Origin of the sequence: Acinetobacter sp. YH16053 (assembly GCF_013417035.1) — a bacterium.
GTDB classification, from domain to species: Bacteria; Pseudomonadota; Gammaproteobacteria; order Pseudomonadales; family Moraxellaceae; genus Acinetobacter; species Acinetobacter towneri.
The window spans coordinates 38,804-61,460 of the sequence record NZ_VPEP01000013.1 but is presented as its reverse complement, the minus strand read 5'-3'; the positions used below and the strand labels follow the sequence as shown (position 1 = coordinate 61,460).

Annotated in this window: 21 protein-coding genes; 16 read left to right on the top strand and 5 right to left on the bottom strand. The window is 43.0% G+C overall.

The annotated features are described in order from the left end of the window. Nucleotides 1–74: 74 nt before the first annotated feature. The 3 genes from dsbD (at nt 75) to FTV43_RS10435 (ending at nt 3,314) form a co-directional block, all read left to right on the top strand. Nucleotides 75–1,907 (top strand): protein-disulfide reductase DsbD, encoded by a 1,833-nt coding sequence (dsbD, locus tag FTV43_RS10445; RefSeq protein WP_179995435.1) that lies wholly within the window; start codon nt 75–77, stop codon nt 1,905–1,907. Then, nucleotides 1,904–2,584, top strand: coding sequence for a glutathione S-transferase family protein (locus FTV43_RS10440; protein WP_179995431.1), 681 nt, complete (start codon nt 1,904–1,906; stop codon nt 2,582–2,584). The genes dsbD and FTV43_RS10440 overlap by 4 nt, the downstream gene beginning before the upstream one ends. 166 nt (nt 2,585–2,750) lie before the next feature. After that, nucleotides 2,751–3,314 (top strand): FMN-dependent NADH-azoreductase, encoded by a 564-nt coding sequence (locus FTV43_RS10435; RefSeq protein ID WP_004974205.1) that lies wholly within the window; start codon nt 2,751–2,753, stop codon nt 3,312–3,314. Between the two features lie 107 nt (nt 3,315–3,421). Here FTV43_RS10435 and FTV43_RS10430 read toward each other — a convergent pair whose 3' ends face one another. Continuing rightward, the gene (locus FTV43_RS10430) at nt 3,422–4,333 is read right to left on the bottom strand and encodes an alpha/beta hydrolase (RefSeq protein WP_004974206.1); all 912 of its coding nucleotides are present in this window, start codon (nt 4,331–4,333) and stop codon (nt 3,422–3,424) included. Nucleotides 4,334–4,487: 154 nt separating this feature from the next. Here FTV43_RS10430 and FTV43_RS10425 point away from each other — a divergent pair, with 154 nt between their 5' ends. Next, a complete protein-coding gene (locus FTV43_RS10425) occupies nt 4,488–4,925 on the top strand; it encodes a DUF2147 domain-containing protein (protein ID WP_004974208.1) in 438 nt (145 codons plus the stop codon). A 96-nt stretch (nt 4,926–5,021) separates the two neighbouring features. Here the strand turns inward: FTV43_RS10425 and FTV43_RS10420 are convergent, their stop codons facing one another. Beyond that, nucleotides 5,022–5,369 (bottom strand): Spx/MgsR family RNA polymerase-binding regulatory protein, encoded by a 348-nt coding sequence (locus tag FTV43_RS10420; protein WP_179995430.1) that lies wholly within the window; start codon nt 5,367–5,369, stop codon nt 5,022–5,024. A gap of 853 nt (nt 5,370–6,222) precedes the next feature. Then, entirely contained in the window at nt 6,223–7,041 is an 819-nt protein-coding gene (locus FTV43_RS10415) for an exodeoxyribonuclease III (protein ID WP_096901635.1), read from the bottom strand. Between the two features lie 39 nt (nt 7,042–7,080). On the opposite strand from FTV43_RS10415, the gene pyrE reads away from it, so the two are divergent. Both pyrE and FTV43_RS10405 read left to right on the top strand, forming a co-directional pair. After that, nucleotides 7,081–7,731, top strand: coding sequence for an orotate phosphoribosyltransferase (gene pyrE, locus FTV43_RS10410; RefSeq protein ID WP_096901637.1), 651 nt, complete (start codon nt 7,081–7,083; stop codon nt 7,729–7,731). Between the two features lie 215 nt (nt 7,732–7,946). After that, nucleotides 7,947–8,453 carry a hypothetical protein gene (locus FTV43_RS10405; RefSeq protein ID WP_179995429.1) on the top strand — a complete coding sequence of 169 codons (507 nt, stop codon included), beginning with the start codon at nt 7,947–7,949 and terminating at the stop codon, nt 8,451–8,453. Between the two features lie 112 nt (nt 8,454–8,565). Here FTV43_RS10405 and FTV43_RS10400 read toward each other — a convergent pair whose 3' ends face one another. Beyond that, nucleotides 8,566–8,781: a DUF3565 domain-containing protein gene (locus tag FTV43_RS10400; RefSeq protein WP_096901642.1), complete on the bottom strand. Its 216-nt coding sequence runs from the start codon at nt 8,779–8,781 to the stop codon at nt 8,566–8,568. Between the two features lie 116 nt (nt 8,782–8,897). Here FTV43_RS10400 and gshB point away from each other — a divergent pair, with 116 nt between their 5' ends. From gshB to lpxC, 8 genes are all read left to right on the top strand, one after another. Next, nucleotides 8,898–9,842 (top strand): glutathione synthase, encoded by a 945-nt coding sequence (gshB, locus tag FTV43_RS10395; RefSeq protein ID WP_004974228.1) that lies wholly within the window; start codon nt 8,898–8,900, stop codon nt 9,840–9,842. 318 nt (nt 9,843–10,160) lie between these two features. Next, nucleotides 10,161–11,264 carry an undecaprenyldiphospho-muramoylpentapeptide beta-N-acetylglucosaminyltransferase gene (gene murG, locus FTV43_RS10390; RefSeq protein WP_104852726.1) on the top strand — a complete coding sequence of 368 codons (1,104 nt, stop codon included), beginning with the start codon at nt 10,161–10,163 and terminating at the stop codon, nt 11,262–11,264. A gap of 3 nt (nt 11,265–11,267) precedes the next feature. Continuing rightward, nucleotides 11,268–12,716 carry a UDP-N-acetylmuramate--L-alanine ligase gene (murC, locus tag FTV43_RS10385; RefSeq protein ID WP_179990852.1) on the top strand — a complete coding sequence of 483 codons (1,449 nt, stop codon included), beginning with the start codon at nt 11,268–11,270 and terminating at the stop codon, nt 12,714–12,716. A 56-nt stretch (nt 12,717–12,772) separates the two neighbouring features. Then, nucleotides 12,773–13,702, top strand: coding sequence for a D-alanine--D-alanine ligase (locus FTV43_RS10380; protein WP_104852724.1), 930 nt, complete (start codon nt 12,773–12,775; stop codon nt 13,700–13,702). Nucleotides 13,703–13,704: 2 nt separating this feature from the next. After that, complete coding sequence (locus FTV43_RS10375) at nt 13,705–14,559, top strand: cell division protein FtsQ/DivIB (protein WP_004974235.1); 855 nt, start codon at nt 13,705–13,707, stop codon at nt 14,557–14,559. A gap of 67 nt (nt 14,560–14,626) precedes the next feature. Next, the gene (gene ftsA / locus FTV43_RS10370) at nt 14,627–15,889 is read left to right on the top strand and encodes a cell division protein FtsA (protein ID WP_004974236.1); all 1,263 of its coding nucleotides are present in this window, start codon (nt 14,627–14,629) and stop codon (nt 15,887–15,889) included. Between the two features lie 159 nt (nt 15,890–16,048). Continuing rightward, the gene (gene ftsZ, locus FTV43_RS10365; protein WP_004974238.1) at nt 16,049–17,230 is read left to right on the top strand and encodes a cell division protein FtsZ; all 1,182 of its coding nucleotides are present in this window, start codon (nt 16,049–16,051) and stop codon (nt 17,228–17,230) included. 123 nt (nt 17,231–17,353) lie between these two features. Next, nucleotides 17,354–18,256 (top strand): UDP-3-O-acyl-N-acetylglucosamine deacetylase, encoded by a 903-nt coding sequence (lpxC, locus tag FTV43_RS10360; protein WP_004974240.1) that lies wholly within the window; start codon nt 17,354–17,356, stop codon nt 18,254–18,256. A 97-nt stretch (nt 18,257–18,353) separates the two neighbouring features. Here lpxC and FTV43_RS10355 read toward each other — a convergent pair whose 3' ends face one another. Then, nucleotides 18,354–18,794 carry a DciA family protein gene (locus tag FTV43_RS10355; RefSeq protein ID WP_004974242.1) on the bottom strand — a complete coding sequence of 147 codons (441 nt, stop codon included), beginning with the start codon at nt 18,792–18,794 and terminating at the stop codon, nt 18,354–18,356. Between the two features lie 106 nt (nt 18,795–18,900). On the opposite strand from FTV43_RS10355, the gene FTV43_RS10350 reads away from it, so the two are divergent. Both FTV43_RS10350 and aceE read left to right on the top strand, forming a co-directional pair. Then, entirely contained in the window at nt 18,901–19,584 is a 684-nt protein-coding gene (locus FTV43_RS10350) for a M23 family metallopeptidase (protein WP_004974246.1), read from the top strand. Between the two features lie 368 nt (nt 19,585–19,952). Next, nucleotides 19,953–22,655 carry a pyruvate dehydrogenase (acetyl-transferring), homodimeric type gene (gene aceE, locus FTV43_RS10345; RefSeq protein WP_179995428.1) on the top strand — a complete coding sequence of 901 codons (2,703 nt, stop codon included), beginning with the start codon at nt 19,953–19,955 and terminating at the stop codon, nt 22,653–22,655. The last annotated feature ends 2 nt before the right edge of the window (nt 22,656–22,657 follow it).

Here is a 22,657-nt window from a genome sequence, read left to right as displayed (position 1 = left end):
AAAGTTCATGCCGAGGCGAGCAGAACATGAAGCAGTCCTTATTTCAGACCTTTTGGCAAGCTGCTGTTGATCTAATGGCTGATATTTTTCGCTATATGAATAGGGGCTTATCTTGTCTGCTCGCAAGTCTACTTTTATTGTGTTCGCTAAGCCTACACGCAGAAGCACCTTTACTCCCACCCGAACAAGCCTTTCAGTTTAGCGTTGAATCGGTCAATCCCCAACAAGCCGAACTGCGCTGGAACATGCCTGAACAGTATTATTTGTATCAGCATCAATTTAAGGTTGAGCATGGACAGCAAATACTGGCTTTAGAGTTGCCTCCCGCAGAAGATGTTTATGATGAAAACTATGGACATACTCAGGTTTATTATCAACAAGTCAGTTTTAAAATTCCCACCCAAGCTGCGCAGCACTATCAAGTGACTTGGCAAGGGTGCGCCCAAGATCGGATTTGTTATCCACCGCAGCGTATAGAATTCCAGACCGATAACACAGGTTTGGTCATTTTAGAAAATCAAAGTGCATCACAAAAAAGTATTTGGGCTGGGCAAAGTAGTTCCACTCGTGAAGGATTTTCAACTGCACCTGCCAATTCTCCAACTGATTTGCAGACAAGCCCTGAAGCTGCACAACCTATAACGGCACAAGATCAGCAGTGGTCTGAAAAACTGGCACAAAGCTCGTTGGCCTATGGCTTGCTATTATTTTTTGGATTGGGGCTGCTGCTGGCTTTTACCCCGTGTTCTTTGCCGATGTTGCCCATTTTGACCTCCCTATTGGTACGTGAACACAAAGGCATCAAAGCATGGATGATTGCACTGGTCTTTGTCTGCAGTATGGCCATGGTCTATGCGCTGTTGGGATTAATTGCGTCATCAGCAGGTTTGAATTTTCAGCGTTGGTTGCAGCAGCCTGCAACCTTAATTGCCTTTAGCCTGTTATTTGTGCTGTTTGCTTTAAACCTATTTGGTTTGTTTGAAATCAAGTTACCACGTGCTTGGGTCAATCGACTCGATCAGGCGCAATCTATGCAAAAGGGCGGTAATTTAGCTGGTGCTGCGCTAATGGGCATGTTATCTGCCTTGTTGGTTGGGCCGTGTATGACTGCGCCGTTAGCAGGGGCATTATTGTTTATTTCCCAAACCCAAAGTCAGATACAGGGTGCGTTACTACTATTTACACTCGGTTTTGGCATGGGTACGCCGTTATTGTTGGCCAGTGTGCTTGGGGCAAAAGTATTGCCGCGAGCAGGTTTGTGGATGCATCAAGTCAAAGTGCTGTTTGCCTTTATTATGTTGGCATTGGCATTGTATTTTATTCGTCCGTTATTGGGTGAAGCATGGATGCAATGGCTTAGTTTGGCACTTGGAGTGGGTTTTGTCAGCTATGTGCTGCATCGTTTGAGTGGCTATCATGGTACGCTGCGGGCGATTTATCTGAGTGCGTTATTGGTGGTGGTGCCGTATCTGATTTATAACCAATATCAACACAGCCAGCGTTTTTGGCAGCAGGAAAACGATGCGGTTTTAGAATGGCACCGTGCAACGACTGCAACGGAATTACAACAGTTACTTGCCCAAGCTCCGAAAAATCAGCGCATGATTATAGATGTCTATGCCGATTGGTGTGTGGCGTGCCGTCCGATTGAGCAACAGGTATTGACATCTTCCACTGTAAAACAGGCACTTGCAGAATTTTATTTAATTAAACTCGATTTAAGCCATTACGATGCCAGTCATCAAGCTTTGCTGAATAAATGGGAAATTTTAGGGCCACCTACCTTTTTATTTTTGGATGCACAACAACAAGAAATTCGCAGTCTGCGTTTAACGGGTGCGTTTAACGAAAGCACCTTGTTAAATCAACTGCAGCAACTTCAAACCACACAGGAGTCATCGCCATGATGCAGCTGTATATTGCCAATAAAAATTATTCGAGCTGGTCGATGCGCCCGTGGTTGGTACTGAAGGCGTTTGATTTGGCTTTTGAAGAAATACAACTGAACTTTCCATGCGAGCGTGGTGAGGGCGATTTTAAACAACGTGTCCTAGAAATTAACCCCAATGGTAAAGTGCCTGCCTTGTTAGATCAGGGCATGTTGATTTGGGATTCTCTCGCCATTTGTGAATACTTGGCAGAGCAATATCCTGAACAGACACTTTGGCCGCGTGATGTACAGCAACGCGCTTGGGCGCGTAGCATCAGCGCAGAAATGCACAGTGGTTTTACCGATTTACGCAGTTTATGTGGCATGAATATTGGCGCCAATTTAGCAGAAGTGGGTACAAAATTATGGCAAGAACATTCGGGTTTAAGGCAGGATGTGGCACGCATTGAACACATTTGGTCGGCACGTCCTGCAGCAGATGGTTTCTTGTGTGGTGAATTTAGCATTGCCGATGCGTTTTATGCTCCTGTGGTGACGCGTTTTATGACTTATGTCTTGCCTGTAAGTGCCAACAGCCAACACTATATGCAGCGGGTGATGCAGCATCCTGCTATGCGCGCTTGGGTACACGCCGCATCACAAGAAGCAATGTGGGTCAATTATTTAGAGCCTTATCAAAAACCAGCAAAATGACTTGGAAAAAGCAGGATTAGGAAAAATACTGCGGAAGTTTTTGTGCGGTAAAGTGGTCTTTTTTGTTCCAAAAATAAAACATAGTGTCTTAGTTTTCCCAATTATTCTATTTACGCTGCACGATTAAAATAGCGTTATTAAATGAATACAAGATTGGAACATCCCCATGAAAATTTTACACATCGACTCGAGTATTTTAGGTGAAAACTCAGTTTCACGTCAGTTAAGCCAAGCGATTGTGCAACAATTGACTGCAAAAAATAGCAATGCACAGGTCGATTATTTAGATTTGGCACAACAGCCGATTCCGCACTTAACTGCCGAAATTTTAATGGGGCAGGATGCAGAACAAGCGGCTTTGGGTGAAAAAATCATCCAACAATATATTGATGCCGATGTCGTGGTGGTGGGTGCAGCCATGTATAACTTTGGTTTGACTTCAACTTTAAAAGCATGGATTGATCGCATCAGCGTGGCAGGTAAAACCTTTAAATATACCGAGCAAGGGCCTGTAGGCTTGGCGGGTGAGAAAAAAGCCTATATCGCCAGTAGCCGTGGCGGTGTGTATGGTGATAACAGCCCTGCCGATTTTCAGGAAGATTTCTTGAAAACCATCTTCAACTTTACAGGGGTGAATGATGTAGAAATTATTCGCGCTGAAGGGGTGAGTATGTCGGAATTTAAAGACCAAGCTGTTGCCAATGCGATGCAAAAAATTCAGGCGATTTAACCCACTATTTCAATAAAAAAAGCTCAGTGCCTTGAGGGTGCTGAGCTTTTTTTATATAGATGGATCGGCTAAAAGGGTTGGTTAGCAAAGCCTTGTTATGGTTGAACTTAGCTCTGATCTTGCCGATGTGCAAACTCTGCTAAATCTGCCAATGCACGTTTGGCTTCTTCAAACCACGGTGAAAACATTTGAAAATTGTGCCACATACCCGTGTAGAGTTTGTAATGCACTTCTACGCCTGCCTGTTCGGCTTTTTCTTTAAAACGTGTTGCATCATCCAGCAAAATTTCTTTAGAGCCAATTTGTACTAAAACTGGTGGTAATTCGTGTAAATCATCAAACAATGGCGAAATTTGCGGGTCTGCCCGATCAAGTTCAGGCGGTACATAGTAATCAATGCCTGTTTCCAGCGTTTCAATTGACAGCAGGGCATCATGCTTGCTGTTATAACGCAAGGATTCACTGGTGAGGGTTAAATCTAAAAATGGTGACAGCAGCATTAAGCCACTCACTTGCGGCAATTGCTCATCACGTATTTTTAAAGCTAGCGCCAACGCTAAATTTGCACCGCAAGAATCTCCTGACAAAATAATATCTTTGGCGTGTATACCTTGCGCCAACAGACTTTGATAGACATCAAACACGGCTTCCAAAGCATGTGGAAAAGGATGCTCAGGTGCAAGCGGATAATCGACATGAATCACTTGCATTTGGGTGCGTGCCGCAACTTGACTCAAAAATGCTCGATGGGTATTTAACGAACCCAGAAAAAAAGCCCCGCCATGAATATGAAAAATGAGCTGTGTTGCAGCATTCTGTGGTTTTAATTCTTCGGCATGCAGACCTGCTAAACGCAGCGCGCGTACCTGCACCGACTTTTGCATGGGAAATAAACGGCACATTTGTTCTAGTGCAAAACGTACAGAATTGGGGGGTAAATTAAATTGGCTTGGTTTGCGAATGGTGGTTTTTAAAAACTGCTCTGTAATAATTTGTTTCCACATGGGGTTAATCTTCATGATTTTTCCATCTTGTTCTTTATTTGATCGGATATTTGTGTATTTACCAACATAATTTACAAGGGTACACTAAACGGTCACATTCAAAAATTGCAAATTTGTTGTGACTTTTTAATAATAAAGTTGTCTGATAGTAGACCAGGGAAACAAAACAATGAAAAAAATTGCACTTGCATTCGGGCTGTTAGGTTTAAGCGCTTTGGCCAATGCTGCAGATCCGCTTAACGGCACAGTTTGGAAAACAATTGACGACAAAACCAAACAACCCAAAGCCACGGTAAGATTTACTGAGCAAAAAAATGGAACTTTAACCGCAAGCATTCAGTCAATTTTAACGCCTGGTGAAGAAAATGCCTGTACAAAATGTGAAGGTCCGTATCACAACAAATCACTCAAAGGTTTGACCATTGTTCGCGGTCTGAAAAATACAGGCGGCACGAGCTACGATGGTGGTTCAATTCTTGACCCGCAAACAGGTAAAACCTACAAGCTAAAAGGTAAACTTGCCGATGGTGGTAAGAAACTGGAATTGCGTGGTTTCATTGGTGTAGCGGCATTGGGTCGTAACCAAACATGGATTCGTGCGAACTAAGCATGTATTCCACCTGTGCAGTTGAAATCATATTGCACAGGATATAAAAAAACCTGCTCCATGTGAGCAGGTTTTTTATATTTGTATTTTTTAAATTTAACCTAAAGCACGATAAGCCGTTTCATCAAAACCTGCAATAAAGCCTGATTCAGTTTTTAAGACAGGACGTTTAATTAAACTGGTGTGAGTGCAAAGTGCTTCAATTAAGTTGGCTTCACTGGCCAAAGCAGCTTGCTGTTCTGCTTCGCTGAGTTTGCGCCAAGTGGTGCCTTTTTTATTCAGTACTACATCTTGCCCAAGCGCATCTAACCAACTTTTGACAGTGTCGGCATCGATCCCTTGTTTTTTATAATCGTGAAACTCATAACTTAGCCCCAATTCATTGAGTAAATCGAAGGCTTTTTTCATAGAGTTGCAGTTTTTAATCCCATAAATTTTTAACATATTTTTTTCACGTTAATATCATCAAACTGGCTATAGCCTAGCCCAAAACAGCGCTAAGTGCTAGAAACTTGCAGTGAACAATGATTGGCTGTTTAAATGGTATGTGTCATCAATACGTCATACCGATGTCACCAAATTGACACTTGATCGCTCTAAAATGGGACGCATAAACAGAAAAAAATGAAAAACTTGATAAGAACAGACTTTAGTGAAAATAAAAAATACAGTGAAGAACAACAGTAACAGCGCAAAACAGAAAATAAGATGATAAAAAGAGAAAACCCGCATTTAATCATCCTGATTATGCGGGTCTCATTTTAACGTCCATTGTTACTTCCTTGAAACTAACTAAAACCAGTTAGTTTATTTTCCATCCTTCGGCTTCCAATCCTTTTGTGTCATCCTGACTGTCCCTTTGCCGTGATGCAATAATGCGCTGAATCGACTTGAAGATAAATACACAAAGTCGACAGATTATGTGCGAATTGAACCTCAGTTGAGTGAACAACTGTTCACTCGTGTAGGCTGTGAAATTTGTGTGAATAAGGGACTATTGACAATTCGTCTATGTTTGCGACGACGCATATTTTTAGCTGATATAAGGCATGGGACAGGAAATTTAGCCATTCTAAATGACTGGCACATAACGCAATAGCAGCAAAAAAATATGCTCGTCCTTCGCTGCGCCTTGCGCTGCAAACAAAGCAGTGCTTGTTTTTGCTCAGGCTGTGGCTAAAACTTTCTCAGATTGCGTTATGAAACTTGGCAATAGACCCACTATTCCCTGCGTTTCATGCCTGATCTGCTCAGTTTTAGCCTACAGCGCAAACCATTTATGAAATGTCAATAGACCCTAAATCTTATAATCAATAATCACGGGAGCATGGTCACTAAACCATTCTTCTTTATACACCCAAGCATTGACAGTGCGTGCTTTCCAGTCGGGTGAACAAGCATGATAATCAATCCGCCAACCAACGTTCTTGGCACGGGCTTGCCCGCGATTTGACCACCAAGAATACAGCTCCGCTTCATGGCGCACTTCACGGAAGGTATCGACATAGCCCAAATCATTGTAAATATGATCTAACCATGCACGTTCATGCGGCAAACAACCTGAAGACTTTTGGTTGCCCGACCAGTTTTTAATATCAATGCGCTTATGCACGATGTTGTAATCGCCACAGACAATGATCGATTTATTGTCTTCACGCCACTGTTTTAGAATTTTTTGATACTCTTCTAAAAAGTGATCTTTCCGCATTTGGGCTTCTTCACCTGAAGAGCCAGAAGGCAAATACAGTGAACAGATGTAAATTGGGTGATCCAGTCCTACATCAAATTCAGCACTGATAAAGCGACCCTGAGAATCGGCCAATTCAAAGCCTAAACCATTTTGCACAGAAACAAACGGCAAACGGCTATAAATAGCTGTCCCTGCGTAGCCTGCGCGTTCTGCAGGGAAAAGATGCGTGTGCCAGCCTTCTGGCTTAAATTTATCGGTCCATTGGGCGTGTGTGATGCGGCTTTCCTGCATGCAAATCACGTCTGCTTCAGACTTTTCCAACCATTCGAGTAAGCCTTTGCTTACCGATGAACGCAACCCATTGACGTTAATTGAAACCACTCGAAGAATTTTTTGATCACTCGGATAGCTACTCTTTGGTATCATGCTCAGGTCTTACCTCAATGTATTAATTTGGAGCACCTCATGACATCGCCAGCTCAATTTAACCCGCAAGCTTTTATCGAACTCGCCTTATCACGTGGTGTGCTTAAATTTGGTGAGTTTACTTTAAAATCGGGTCGTGTGAGTCCTTATTTTTTTAACGCAGGTTTGTTGAATGATGGCGAAGCTTTATCGCTATTGGCTTCGGGCTATGCAGATCAACTCATGCAATGCAAAAATGTAGATGTTATTTTCGGGCCTGCCTATAAAGGTATTCCATTTGTGGCAGCTACAGCAGTGGCTTTATCGCAAAATCATGGCGTAAGTGTGCCGTGGGGGTTTAACCGTAAAGAAGCCAAAGATCATGGCGAAGGCGGTGTGTTGGTGGGTGCTGCGGTTGAGGGCAAAAAAGTTTGGATTATTGATGATGTGATTACTGCGGGTACGGCTATTCGTGAAGTGGTGACTATTTTGAAAAATGCAGGCGCACAAATTGCGGGCGTATTGGTGGCTTTAGACCGTCAAGAAAAAGGTCAGGGCGATTTGTCTGCTATTCAGGAAGTGCAAAAAGAGTTGGAAATTCCTGTGCATGCTTTAATTACCATGAAAGATTTAATGAATTATTTGGATGCTAAAGGTGAAAAAGATGCCTTGGCGAAAATGGAAGCGTACCGTGTGAAGTATGGGATTTAAGTCTTATCAATTCTCTTTAATGATAATATTGAGCGTTGATTAATAATTTAGCGCGGAACGTAACAAGTTTATAAAAAGCCCAGATCTGTAGGTTTGGGCTTTTTTTGTATGCAGTGGATTGAATTATGTGGAATAATTTTCGTGATGTGTTAAAGGTGTATGATGTCGATTTTAGAATAGCTTATTCTTAAAAATATTATGAGCGATGTCTTTCAATGAAAAATAAAGAATATATTAATCAGTATTTAGATAATACTTGTGATCTTGTCATTCAACACCTTAAAAATATAATGGTATTTCAAGCTAATATTCAAAAGTCTTGGGGATATCACTCCAGATTTATAGAGAGATTAGTTCATCCAGAAGATGAATTAATTTTTAAGGGATACTCTAATCCTGTTTTTCAAAATTTACCTGTGGGCTCTATTCCTGCAAGAAAAGAACACATCGTACCTATGTCTTATCTTTTCAATGGTTTATGGGGTTTAATAAAAACCGATCAATTATCAAATCAAGAATTATCAACGATTCTCAAACGAAATTTAGGCATAGCTTATATTACTCATGACGAGCAAAAAAAATTAGATTCCAAGACATGTGGCTTAAAAAACAAAATGCCTGATGGATGGTGTTTAAAAACAGGGAATCCATTAGATCGTTTAAAAGCTGCTGATATTGAACTTGTAGATGAGTTTGGGGCGCCCATACTATCTTTAATTTGACGGTGTCAGCACAATTATCATCTAAGAAAATATACTTAAATTTTCGATTTAACATAATCGTGGTCGTTATACGAAAGCCCCGCTTCATGGGTCGTTTGATTATCTTTTTAACCTAAAATCTCTTATCCAAAACCCACTCCAATTCCTCCTCACACTTCTTACACTCCAGCATCACCCCCAACTTTTCCTTGCGCCCTTGCTCTGTGATTACCCACGGGCGGTTTTGCCACGGCGGATTATGCCGCACATGCTGCCCGTGACCGCAGGCCAAATCTGCGACCCAATCATTTTCTTCATCTAAATGAAAACCAATAATCGCTTGTTGCATCGCATACTCCTAAGTGCATGATGATCGTGGATAAAGCGTTACGAAAATTGCAGCAAAACCAAAGCCAAACTCCGCTATACTTTTGCTTATTCAATTCTTCAAAAGAGCACCGAAATATGCGCGTACTTGTTGTGATGGATCCCATCGAAAGTGTCAATTTGAAAAAAGACTCAACCATGGCGATGTTATGGGCGGCAAGCCGTCGTGGGCATACCTTGGGCTATGCATTACAGCAAGACTTATATATTGATCAGGGCAAGGCATTTGGTCTGATTGCATCGCTCAAAGTCTTTGAAGATTATAACCATTATTACGAATTGGGCGAAAAACGCAAAGAATCCTTAGCTGATTATGATGTCATTCTCATGCGTAAAGACCCGCCTTTTGACATGAATTTCGTTTATACCACATATATTTTAGAGCAAGCTGAACGCGAAGGCGCATGGATCATCAACAAGCCGCAAAGCCTGCGTGACTGTAATGAAAAGCTGTTTGCGACTCAATTCCCAGAACTACAAGTTCCGACATTGGTCACTTCACAACAAAGCCTGATTCGTGAATTTATTCAGCAACATGGTGATGTGATCGTTAAACCGCTCGATGGCATGGGCGGCATGGGAATTTTCCGTTTGTACCAAGATGGGGTCAATATTGGCTCAACCATTGAAATTCTGACCAACAACGGCACTCAGCCAATCATGGCGCAGCGCTATATTCCAGAAATTGTAGATGGTGATAAACGCATCCTCATGGTTAATGGTGAGCCTGTGCCTTATTGTTTGGCACGAATTCCACAAAATGGCGAAGTGCGTGGCAACTTAGCTGCAGGTGGTTTAGGCGAAGCACGTCCATTGACTGAAAATGACAAAGCCATTGCCGCCAAAGTCGGGCCATTTTTACGTGAAAAAGGCTTGGTTTTTGTCGGATTAGATGTGATTGGCAACTATGTCACTGAAATCAACGTGACCAGTCCAACGTGTATTCGTGAAATTGATGCACAGTTTGGTACATCCATTGCCGATGATTTATTTACCGTACTTGAAGCAGGTCGTCCCAACTAAGTTTGGGCTTTATGCTCACTGTATCAATACAAAAGCCGTTTTCTATTTGAAAGCGGCCTTGTTTTTAGAGACGTGGATACAAAAACAACTTAAACACTTTGCAAAATAGATCAATCAAAGCAGGTAAAATTGAATAAAACTTAACATTTTCCGTAGATTAATAATAAAACTAGTTTAAACTTGAAAATCTGTAGAAAAAAACAATCAAGCACTTGGTGAAAAAAAGTAAATAACCTTTCAAGCCCATGCGTTTGTGATTACAATTGATAGCTTATACAAGATTTTTATTTGCCTTATTTTGAGTTGAAGAATTAAACCGTGACTGACGCACAGCAACAACAGCCTAAACATGTCATGATGATGGCCGCAGGTACAGGTGGACATGTTTTTCCCGCTTTGGCCGTCGCAAAACAATTACAGCAACAAGGGATTCAAGTGTCATGGTTGGCGACCCCAACGGGCATGGAAAATCGTCTGCTTAAAAATCATAATATCCCAATTTACCAAATTAATATTCAAGGTGTACGTGGCAACGGTTTGATCCGTAAACTGGCTGCACCATTTAAAATTTTAGGCGCAACGCTCAGTGCTGTGCGTTACATGAAGCAATTAAAAGTTGATGCTGTTGCAGGTTTTGGTGGTTATGTGGCAGGGCCAGGTGGCTTGGCAGCACGTGCTTTGGGTATTCCTGTGCTGATTCACGAACAAAATGCAGTTGCGGGTTTTACCAACACTCAATTGTCACGTGTGGCAAAAACCGTGTGTCAGGCTTTCCCAAATACCTTTCCAAACAGTAACAAAATTGTCACCACAGGCAACCCTGTTCGTGAAGAAATCACTGCGACCTTAAGCCCTGCATGGCGCTATCAGGAACGTGAAAAAGCAGGCTTGCCAATTCGTATTTTAATTGTGGGTGGTTCACTAGGTGCACAAGCCTTAAATGAATGTGTACCTGAAGCGTTAAAGCAACTAAATGTCGCTTTAGATGTTTATCATCAATGTGGGCAAAACCATGCCGATGCGACGCAGGCACGTTATGCACACAAGCCTGACCATTTACAGGTTGAGGTACAGCCTTTTATTGAAGATATGGCCAAAGCCTATAGTGATGCCGATTTAATTATTTGTCGTGCGGGCGCACTCACGGTAACCGAGGTCGCGACTGCAGGTGTTGCAGCAGTATTTGTACCATTGCCTAGTGCGGTGGATGATCACCAAACTGCCAATGCCAAGTTTTTAGCCGATCTTGGTGCAGCAAAAATCTGTCCGCAAGCTAGCATGACACCTGAAAGTTTAACAACATTATTAACCCCGTTAATGAATCGTCAATTGTTGTCTGAAATGGCGGTCAAAGCCCGTCAGCAGGCGCAGCCTGATGCAACTCAACACGTGGTTCGTCTTATTCAAGCATTGTTCGAGTAAAATATGTCTCCATCTACACCCGCTGATCAAGCGAAAAAATTAATCAAAGTGCCTGAAATGCGCCGTATCAAACACATTCATTTTGTGGGTATTGGTGGCGCGGGGATGTGTGGTATTGCCGAAGTCTTGAAAAACCAAGGCTATAAAGTGTCGGGTTCAGACATCAAAGCTTCAAAAACCACAGCGCAATTAGAAGAAAATGGCATCAAGGTTTATATTGGGCATGCGGCAGAGAATATTAAAGGCGCCAATGTGTTGGTGGTGTCTACTGCAATTGACCCAGAAAACCCAGAAATTAAAACAGCAATTGACACCCGTATTCCTGTGGTGCGTCGTGCTGAAATGCTGGGCGAGTTGATGCGTTACCGTCATGGTATTGCAGTCGCGGGTACACATGGTAAAACCACCACTACCAGTTTAATCACCTGTATGTTGGCCGAAGAAAACATGGATCCAACCTATGTGATTGGTGGTTTGCTAAACCGTACTGGGGTCAATGCAGCATTGGGTGCTAGCCGTTATATCGTGGCAGAAGCCGATGAATCTGATGCATCGTTCTTATTCCTAGAGCCAATGGCGGCTGTGGTGACCAATATTGATGCCGACCACATGGACACCTATGGTGGTAGTTTCGATACCTTAAAAGATACCTTTATTCAATTTTTGCACAAACTGCCATTCTACGGTTTGGCTGTGGTGTGTGGTGATGATGCCAATATTCGTGAAATCATGCCGCGTATCGGGCGCCCTGTATTGACCTATGGTTTTAATGAAGACAACGATATTCGTGCCATTGATGTCGATCAAGACGGCATGCGCACACACTTTACTGTACTGCGTAAAGACCGCGAACCGTTACGCGTGACGGTGAATCAACCGGGGCTGCATAACGTATTGAATGCCTTGGCTGCAATTGGAATTGCCACCGATGAAGGCGTTTCTGATGGTGCAATTTGCCGTGCTTTAGAAGGCTTTAGCGGTGTCGGTCGTCGTTTCCAAGTACAAGGTGAGTTTGAGGTAGCAGACGGCAATGTGAAATTGGTAGATGACTACGGACATCACCCGAAAGAAGTGGAAGCCACCATTAAAGCTGCGCGTCAAAGTCATCCTGATCGCCGTTTGGTGATGTTGTTCCAACCACACCGTTTTAGTCGCACCCGTGACTGTTTTGATGACTTTGTGGAAGTGTTGTCACAAGTCGATCAATTGTTATTGCTCGATGTTTATCCTGCGGGTGAAAAACCAATTGTTGGCGCAGATAGCCGTACTTTGGCACGCAGTATTCGTTTGCGTGGTCAGGTTGAGCCAATTTTGGTCGATCCAAATGACGGCAACCTACCGAATATTGTGAAACAAGTGTTACAGGCCAATGACTTGTTATTGACCCAAGGTGCAGGTAATGTGGGGGCGATTTCAATCGAGCTTGCACAAAACCATTTATATTTAAAATAATCACAACCTGTGATGTTTGAATTTGATCGACCAGTTTAAAGTTTAAGGATATAAACGTGTCAAATGCTTCAAAGTTCGGCAAAGTTGCCGTGTTATTGGGTGGAAAATCTGCTGAGCGTGAGGTTTCTCTAGACAGCGGTCAAGCAGTACTCGAAGCACTGCTACGTTCTGGGGTCAATGCAGAAGCATTTGATCCACAAACACGTAGCGTGACCGAATTGGTCAATTATGATCGTGCCTTTATTGTGTTACACGGGCGCGGTGGTGAAGATGGTCAAATTCAAGGTGTTTTGGAATGGTTGAATATTCCATACACGGGTACGGGCGTGCAAGGTTCAGCCATTGGCATGGACAAAGTGAAGACCAAGCAAATTTGGCAAGGTTCTGACTTGCCAACTGCGCCATATCGTATTGTTAGCAAAGATTCCAATATTGAAGACGTGGTTGTCGAATTGGGTTTACCACTCATCATCAAGCCTGTACATGAAGGTTCAAGTATTGGCATGAGCAAAGTCGAAAAAGTAGAAGACTTTGCCGATGCTGTAGCGAAAGCAACTGCACATGACGCTATTGTTATGGCTGAAAAATGGATTACAGGACGTGAATTTACCATCGTGCTGTTAAATGGTCAGGCTTTACCGATTATTCGTTTAGAACCACCGAAAGATGTGGCGTTCTATGATTATGAAGCCAAATATCAACGTAATGATGTGCAATACGGTATTCCGTGTGGTTTAAGCACTGCCGAAGAGCAACAGTTACAAGCTTTGGCATTACGTGCCTTCCAAGCCGTGGGTGCAAGTGGCTGGGGTCGTATTGATGCCATGCAAGATGAGAACGGCAATTTCTGGCTATTGGAAGTGAATACCGTGCCGGGAATGACCAGCCACTCTTTAGTTCCGAAAGCGGCAAATGCAGTCGGCTATAGTTTTGATGAGCTGTGTGTGGCAATTTTGGCACAAACCCTTACAGGTGAAGCACACTAAATATGGCTCAACTTCCTGCATCCTTGCGCCGTAAACGGGCAGCGATTACCTCGATTCATGACAAACCGCCAACAGCCAAAGAAAAGCTGATTCATTTTGGCGGTTGGGTAATGCTGTGCGTTGCGGTGCTCGTGTTGGCAGTGGGTGCGTACGGGCTATACAAAGTCATGACCGATGCACAAATTGCCAAGCTAGATGTAGTGGGTACACGTTCAGATGCGGAACACCGCCAAGTGATGACGCATGTGAACCCTGTAATGACCAAGAACTATTTCACCTCTGACCTAGAGCAAATCCGCGATACCGCTTTGGAGTTGTCTTGGGTAGATCGAGTGGTGGTTTCACGTGCGTGGCCGAATGCTATTCGTGTGCGGGTTATGCCGCGTCATCCAATTGCACGTTGGGGGACAGGTCGTTTGCTCAGTGACAGCGGTGAAGTCTTTACCGAGGTCACGCCACAAAATAATCAACATTTACCGTTATTACACGGGCCAACGCATCAATCTAAAATGATGATGCGTCGTTATAATGAAATTAACCAATTATTCTTACCCGTCAACGATCGTTTAAAAGAACTATATTTAACAGAACGTATGACGTGGTTTATGCAGTTTGATTCAGGTCTACGTGTTATTGTAGATAAAGATCAAACCATGAGTAAGCTGCAGCGCTTGGGGCATCTTGCACAAAGTGATTTGAAACCTGTATGGTCTAAAATATCCGCCATCGATTTGCGTTATCGCAATGGTTTAGCCATTCAATGGAAAAACTCAATTCCGCCAAAAATTGCAAATGGTCACTTTGTTGTAACGATTGATGACACAAGCATTGCAGAGGGAATAAGAGCAAAGCCATAATATTGGGCTTTAAAAAAATAGAGGCATTAAGCCATAAATTAAACATACTGGTAATGGTAGTGAATAAATGAGTGAAGCTGTTCCCTCGGTTGTTGCGATTGACATTGGGACGCACAAAGTTTCAGTTTTGATTGCTAAGGTCCATGCGCCAGACAATATCCAAGTCATTGGTATGGCCACCGCACGTAATCGAGGCATGAGTAAAGGAAAAATTGTCAGTCTCGATAAAGTGATTACTGCAATTAAAAATGCCGTGCAAGAAGCAGAAGATATGGCGGAATGCCGTGTGCATTCGGCATGGATTTCTATTCCTAGTGCAGAACTAAAAAGCTTTTATGCTTCAGGTCGCACACCTATTGAAAGTAGTGATCACACCATTACCACCAGTGAAGTGGTACGCGCATTGGACTTGGCCAAAGCCAGTCACCTCACCTCAGACCATTATTTGGTGAGCGCAGTACCACTCGGTTTCGATTTAGATGATTCGGGTGAATGGGTACAAAACCCAATTCGTATGTCAGCACATAGCATGACGGGGCATTATCAATTGATGATGTTGCCTATTAGCACCATGCAGAATTTAGACCGTGCTTTAAAAGGTGCCAATATTGGTGTCGAAAAAATGGTGGTGTCAAATTTAGCCACTGCAGAAGCCAGTCTGCTTAAAGATGAAAAAGAATATGGTGTGTGTCTGGTAGATATTGGCGCAGGTACGACCAGTATTGCAGTTTATTTAGATGGACGTTTGGCCTTGGCACACACTTTGCAGCGTGGTGGTGAGCATGTCACCCGCGATATTGCAGCGGTGTTACAAACCACAACTGAAGAAGCTGAACGGATTAAGCTATTGTATGGCTGTGTAGATATGAAAGTGGTCAAACCTGATCACATGATTCAGATTCAGGGCATTGATGGGCCGCAAACCATTAGCCGTATTGAACTGGCGGAAATTATTATTGCGCGTTATGAAGAAATTTTTGCACAAATTCGTCAGGAACTCGAAAAGAGCGGTGCCATTCATGGTTTATATCATGGTGTGGTTTTGGCGGGTGATGCCTCACAAATTGAAGGCATGATCAGCTTGGTACGTCGTATGTTGGGTGTTTCGGCACACTTGGGGAATCATCCTTCACAAGTTTATGCCGATGAACCGCATCAGGCCGCCTTACGCCGTTCACAATATGCAACAGCTTCAGGCTTATTGCTTTATAGTCAAAACTATACTCAAGACACGATTGTAGAACATGAAGACCCTGAAACCTTATCGGTTTGGGGGCGTGTCGGACGGGCATGGTCTGGCTTGAACGAAAAGTTAAAATCTATTTTTTAGTTGAGTTTTTTGGGAATATTGTTAGGAAGTTGTACGGATCATCACTGGTACTTGACAAGCCAGAAGTTGAACAGCATTCTTAAAAATAATTTTTATGAAGATCAAGGCAGTATACGGGCTTAAGTGACTGCCAATAACGTATTAGGAAATCTAAAGGTCATGGCCTCATTTGAATTTATAGATGATCAAACCGATAGCAACGGTCAAGCCCGTTTCACTGTGTTTGGTGTGGGTGGTGCAGGTGGTAACGCTGTGCAGCACATGCTTGAGTCGGATATTCAGGGTGTAAAATTTGTTTGTGCCAATACGGACAAACAAGCATTGGATCGCATGAATTCGCAATTCAAAATCCAGTTAGGTGAGCAAAGCACACGTGGTTTAGGCGCGGGCGGTGATCCTCAAGTGGGTCAAACTGCAGCGGAAGAAAGCCGCGAGCTGATCTGTCAGCAACTTGAAGGCACAGACATGGTGTTTGTGACTGCAGGGATGGGCGGTGGTACAGGTACAGGTGCTGCGCCAGTTGTGGCTGAAATTGCCAAAGAAATGGGCATTTTGACTGTTGGTGTGGTGACTACGCCATTTAACTTTGAGGGTAAGCGTCGCTTACTTTCTGCGGAAAAAGGGATTGCGGCATTAGAACAGCATGTAGACTCTTTAATCATTATTCCAAACCAGCGTTTAATGAAAGTTTACCGCGACATTTCAATGAAAGATGCGTATAAAAAAGCCGATGACGTTTTGTTGAACGGTGTACGCAGTATTTTTGATTTGGTGGTACGTCCAGGTCACATCAACCTAGACTTTGCTGACTTGAAAACTGCGATGAGTACGCGCGGTTATGCGATGATGGGTGTTGGTTCAGGTCGTGGTGAAAACCGTGCGCGTCAAGCGGCTGAACAAGCGATTCGTAGCCCATTGCTCGATAGCGTAACCATTGCCAATGCCAAAGGCTTGTTGATTAACGTAACGGGTGGTGATGATGTGACCTTCGGTGAAATCGAAGAGATCATGGACGTGATTCATCAACTTTCAGATACCGAACAAACCCAAGTATTCTACGGTACGGTATTTGATCCTGAAGCGCGTGACGAAATTAGCGTGACTGTTATTGCTACTGGTTTAGCGCGTAACACAGGCGATACACCAGAGCCTGCAAAACGCACCGTGACACAAACCACTTCTGCAGCACCAACAGCGGCAGTAGAAGAAGATGATGTGCCTGCAATTCAGCGTCAGCAGGCAGAAACTGCGCCTGCAATTAGTGCGACAACAACATCAGGCTCTGCGCGTCCAACGCCAATGAGTATTCAAGATTATTTGAAAAATCAGCAGCGTAAATAAGCCAAGATCCTCAATTTCATTGTGTGATCGGGAAAAGGCAGTTTTAAACTGCCTTTTTTGTTTTTTATCAATGGCTAAATATGCTAACGTATAGCGGTTTTAAAATTTAGATGAATTGAGAACATGCTGAAACAACGTACCCTACAACGTGTCGTCAAGGCGAGCGGTATTGGTCTGCACAGTGGTCAAAAAGTATTGATCAACTTTGTGCCGCATCATGCCGATGGGGGAATTGTGTTTCGTCGTATCGATTTAAATCCGCCTGTCGATATTCCAGCCGATGCCATGCTGATTCAAGAAGCATTTATGTGCTCGAATTTGGTTCAGGATAATGCCAAAGTTGGCACTATTGAGCATGTTATGAGTGCAATTGCAGGGTTGGGCATTGATAACTTGATTATTGAAGTGTCTGCCTCTGAAGTGCCCATTATGGACGGCAGTGCAGGGCCTTTTATTTATTTGTTGATGCAGGGTGGTTTAAAAGAACAGGATGCTGCGAAAAAGTTCATCAAAATTTTAAAACCTGTAGAAGCTTTAATTGACGATAAACGTGCGGTGTTCAGTCCGCATGAAGGTTTTCAGCTCAATTTCACCATCGACTTTGATCATCCTGCCTTTAAAAAAGAATATCAGTCTGCCACCATCGATTTTTCTACAGAAACCTTTGTCTATGAAGTCAGTGGCGCACGTACTTTTGGCTTTATGAAAGATTTGGACTATTTAAAAGCCAATAATTTGGCTTTGGGTGCGAGTTTAGATAATGCCATTGGGGTAGATGATACAGGCGTGGTTAATGAAGAAGGTTTGCGCTTCTCGGACGAGTTTGTACGGCATAAAATTTTAGATGCTGTGGGGGATTTGTACTTGCTTGGACATCAAATTATTGCCAAGTTTGATGGTTATAAATCAGGACATGCCTTAAATAATCAGTTATTACGCAATGTTCAGAGCGATCCAAGCAGTTATGAAATTGTAACATTTGATGACATAAATTCTTGCCCGATCACTTTTGTGCATGTGACATAAGTCATTGTCTTTTCTTACTACGTTATAATGTAACAACAATAATATGTGAATTTCATCACAAATTTGAGCACGAGTTTTTGGTGTTTTCTGCAAACAATTATTTTTTATTGCTTGCCAAACGTAACAAAGCTTGGCTAAGCTTAGGGTCGCTCACAAAGTCAGCAGCACCTCGTAACATATCTTGAGTTTCTGGACTAAGTGTTCTTAAAGGCTTTTCGCTTTTTGGGGGCGTTTGAGATTCAACTCTTAAACGAACTTGAATTTTTTGTATGTCTTTCAGTTCATGCAGTTGTGACAGTTGAGTAATGTATTGCTTTTGCAAATAAGCAAGTTGACTGACCATCGCTTGATTCGTTCCAGTAATGGTTAAGACACCTTGTTGATAACAAACCACCTGCCATTGCTCTGGTTGCGGCAGTAAAGGTTGAATAAGTTTGCCAAGTTTCTGCCATGCAGCAACTTGGGTTGAGAGAAACGTTAGGTTTCCTGTTTTTATGTGTTTTCTTGTTTGTTGAAAGAGATTCACAGGTTCGGACATACATCATTCCTTCATGTTTATGCCCTAATCTTATGCGCTCCTTTCAGTAGATATCAAGGAAGAGATCACAAGGAACTTCAAGTAAGAACAGTTAAGAGGTTTTTTTATGCATTCGCGCCGTATTTTATTAGCGTTTTCACTGGCAGCTTCGGCAGCATCTGTCGCATTTGCTGATTTAGTTGAGTTAGATTCTCAAAATTCATCGACTGATCGTATTGAGCAATTAACCCGCACCTTGTCACAAGGTTCTTATACAGAAACACAAGACATTGATGTTCCTGCACAAACGCAGATGACCGTTAAGCTTCGTGAAAAGACTACAGAATTAAACAATGCGTCTTTAGCAAAAAAATACGGTACCAATACCAGCACCCGTTTTGCTTCTTCAAATCCTTATGCTTGGTTAGTGTCACATCCATTACCAAATGCACGTATTAGCTCGAACTATGGCGGTCGTGTCATGAGTGGTCGTGCTGAAAACCATTCAGGCTTAGACCTTGCTGCACCAAGCGGTACTCCAATTTATGCGACTGGCCCAGGTATTGTGACCAAGTCAGGCTGGGGCACAGGTTATGGTCAATATGTAGAAATTAACCACGGTAATGGTTATATCACGCGCTACGCACACGCTTCACGTTTAATTGCACGTGTGGGTGACCGTGTAGATGCAGGCGAACATATTGCCAACGTGGGTTGTACAGGTCGTTGTACAGGTCCTCACTTACATTATGAAGTAGTGAAAGATGGTCAACGTAAGAACCCTTCTACCTATTTAGCAATGTTGCCGTAATGTTTTGGCTAGAAATTCATGCTCTAGCCACACTCACTGTAAACTACACGCGAACTACAAATTAAAACATGAAATTAAAGCGGCAAAGGTCGCTTTTCTTTATACTCACGTTTTAGCTTTTAGCGAAATCTAGTGAGACATTTCAGACATCAACTTATCACCTAAAAAAATAATAACACGCAGTATCTGCTTTATTGTATAAAAAACCGCCTAAATTGGCGGTTTTTTGTTATTTGCTGTAAGAATGTGTCAATGACTATTTATTTTCTAAATAGTATGCAGGATATGCATTTAAGATTAGCCATATCTACTAAAGTCTAAATTATGATACATATAAAGCATACGATTAGGCTTAGGAATAGTGAATTATGGCGTTTTACGGTGATACGGACTCACAAGAAACCCAAGAATGGCAAGACGCCTTTGATGCTGTGTTACAACATATGGGTACTGAACGGGCAGCATTTTTACTCGAAAAACTGTACCAACGTGCAATTGCAAAGCATGTACCCATTCAGCGATTAAATACTCCTTACCTCAATACCATTTCAGTGGAAGAACAACCTGCCATGCCGGGCGATCAGGATATGGAGCGTCGTATTCGCGCCCTGATTCGCTGGAATGCGTTGGCAATGGTATTGCGTGCCAATAAAACAGGTGATGATTTAGGTGGTCACCTTGCAAGTTTCGCATCTTCAGCAACATTGTATGATGTTGGTTTTAACCATTTCTTCCGTGCCAATAGTGATCATTTTGGCGGTGATATGATCTACTACCAAGGTCACTGTGCACCCGGTATTTATGCCCGTTCATTTTTAGAAGGGCGTTTAACCGAAGATCAATTGAATAATTTCCGCCGTGAAGTGGGCGGTAACGGTTTACCTAGCTATCCACATCCTTATTTAATGCCTGACTATTGGCAGTTCCCAACGGTGTCGATGGGTCTGGGTCCAATCATGTCAATTTATCAGGCACATATTCAAAAATACTTAATGAACCGCGGTTTAATTAAAGAAGAAGACCGTAAAGTCTGGGCATATCTAGGCGATGGTGAAATGGATGAGCCAGAAAGTTTGGGTGCAATTTCACTGGCAGGTCGTGAAAAGCTAGATAACCTGATTTGGGTGGTGAACTGTAACTTACAGCGTTTAGATGGCCCTGTACGCGGTAACGGTAAAATCATTCAAGAACTTGAGTCGTTATTCCGTGGCGCAGGTTGGCGCGTGATTAAAGTGGTCTGGGGGCGTCATTGGGATGCTTTATTAGACAAAGACGACACAGGTGCATTAAGAGCCATTATGGAAGAAGCGGTGGATGGTGATTATCAGCGCTTACAAGTGAAAGGTGGTGCCTACGCACGTGAGAAATTCTTTGGCAAGTATCCTGAAGCCAAAGAACTGGTTAAAGATTTAAGCGATGAAGATATTGATAACCTGAACCGTGGTGGTCACGATCCGTACAAAGTGTTTGCGGCTTATGCGGAAGCATGTAAGGCCAAAGGTCAGCCAACGGTAATTTTAGCCAAAACGGTAAAAGGTTATGGTTTGTCTGATGAAATTGAAGCGGTGAACAAAACTCACCAAATCAAAAAAATGCAGTTGGACTCTTTAAAATATGTACGTGACCGCTTTAACTTGCCATTTAGTGATGAGCAACTCGAAGAAGTGCCGTTCTATCGTCCAAGTGAAAACTCGCCTGAATTAAAATACATGAAAGCGCGTCGCGAAGCGTTGGGTGGTTATTTGCCTGCGCGTCGTAAAGACAGCGAAGCTTTACAAATTCCTGAATTATCAGTTTTCGATTCAGTCTTGGCGGGTTCAGGTGGCAAAGAACAATCTACGACGATGGTGATGGTGCGTTTAATTTCTGCTTTGCTGAAAGAAAAAGCCATTAAAGACCGTGTGGTACCCATTGTACCCGATGAAGCACGTACTTTCGGTTTAGAAGGCATGTTCCGTCAACTGGGTATTTATGCCGCACATGGGCAAAAATACACCCCTGAAGACCAAGAACAATTGATGCATTATCGTGAAGCCAAAGACGGTCACATGCTGCAAGAAGGCATTAACGAAGCGGGTGCGATGAGTGCTTGGGCGGCGTTAGGCACCAGTTATTCAACCAATAACCTGCCTATGATTCCAATGTATATGTATTACTCTATGTTTGGTTTCCAGCGTATTGGTGATATTGCATGGGCTGCGGGCGATGCACAGGCTCAAGGCTTCTTGTTAGGAGCGACTGCAGGGCGTACCACACTGAATGGTGAAGGCTTGCAACACCAAGATGGTCATTCACATATTTTAGCCAACACCATTCCAAACTGTGTGTCTTATGACCCATGTTTTGGCTATGAGCTTGCGGTGATTGTGCATGATGGTTTGCAGCGTATGTATGTGAATCAGGAGCGTGTGTTCTATTACTTAACCGTTATGAACGAAAACTACGAGCATCCTGAAATGCCACAAGGTGTTGAAGAAGGTATTAAACGTGGTATGTATTTACTGCAGGAAGATGAAAAAGCCACTGTTCAATTGCTAGGTTCGGGCGTGATTTTACGTGAAGTGATCAAAGCTGCGAAAATCTTGCGTGAAGAGTATCAAATTCATGCCAACGTCTACAGTGTGACCAGTTTTAACGAATTGGCACGTGATGGTATGGCGTGTGAAGAATACAACCGCTTGCATCCACTGGCAGAAGAAAGCAAAGAGCCATGGGTGTCGCAACAACTGCGAGGTACAGATGGTATTGTAGTGTCTGCAACCGATCACATGCGCGTCTATAGCGAGCAAATTCGAGCATACTTGCCAGACAATCGACCATTTGTTGCCTTAGGTACAGATGGATATGGCCGCTCAGATACCCGTGGCAACTTGCGTAGCTACTTTGGTGTGGATGCAGCACACATTGTGGTAGCAACCTTGAAAAAGTTAGCAGATGAGGGCGAAGTCGATGCGCGTTTAGTCAAAGATGCGATTTCGACCTTTGAGTTGGATACCGACCGTCCTGTAGCGTGGGCACCGCAAGCGGTTCCTGAAGTACAAGCGGTTGCTGACTACAAAGAGGAGCACTGATC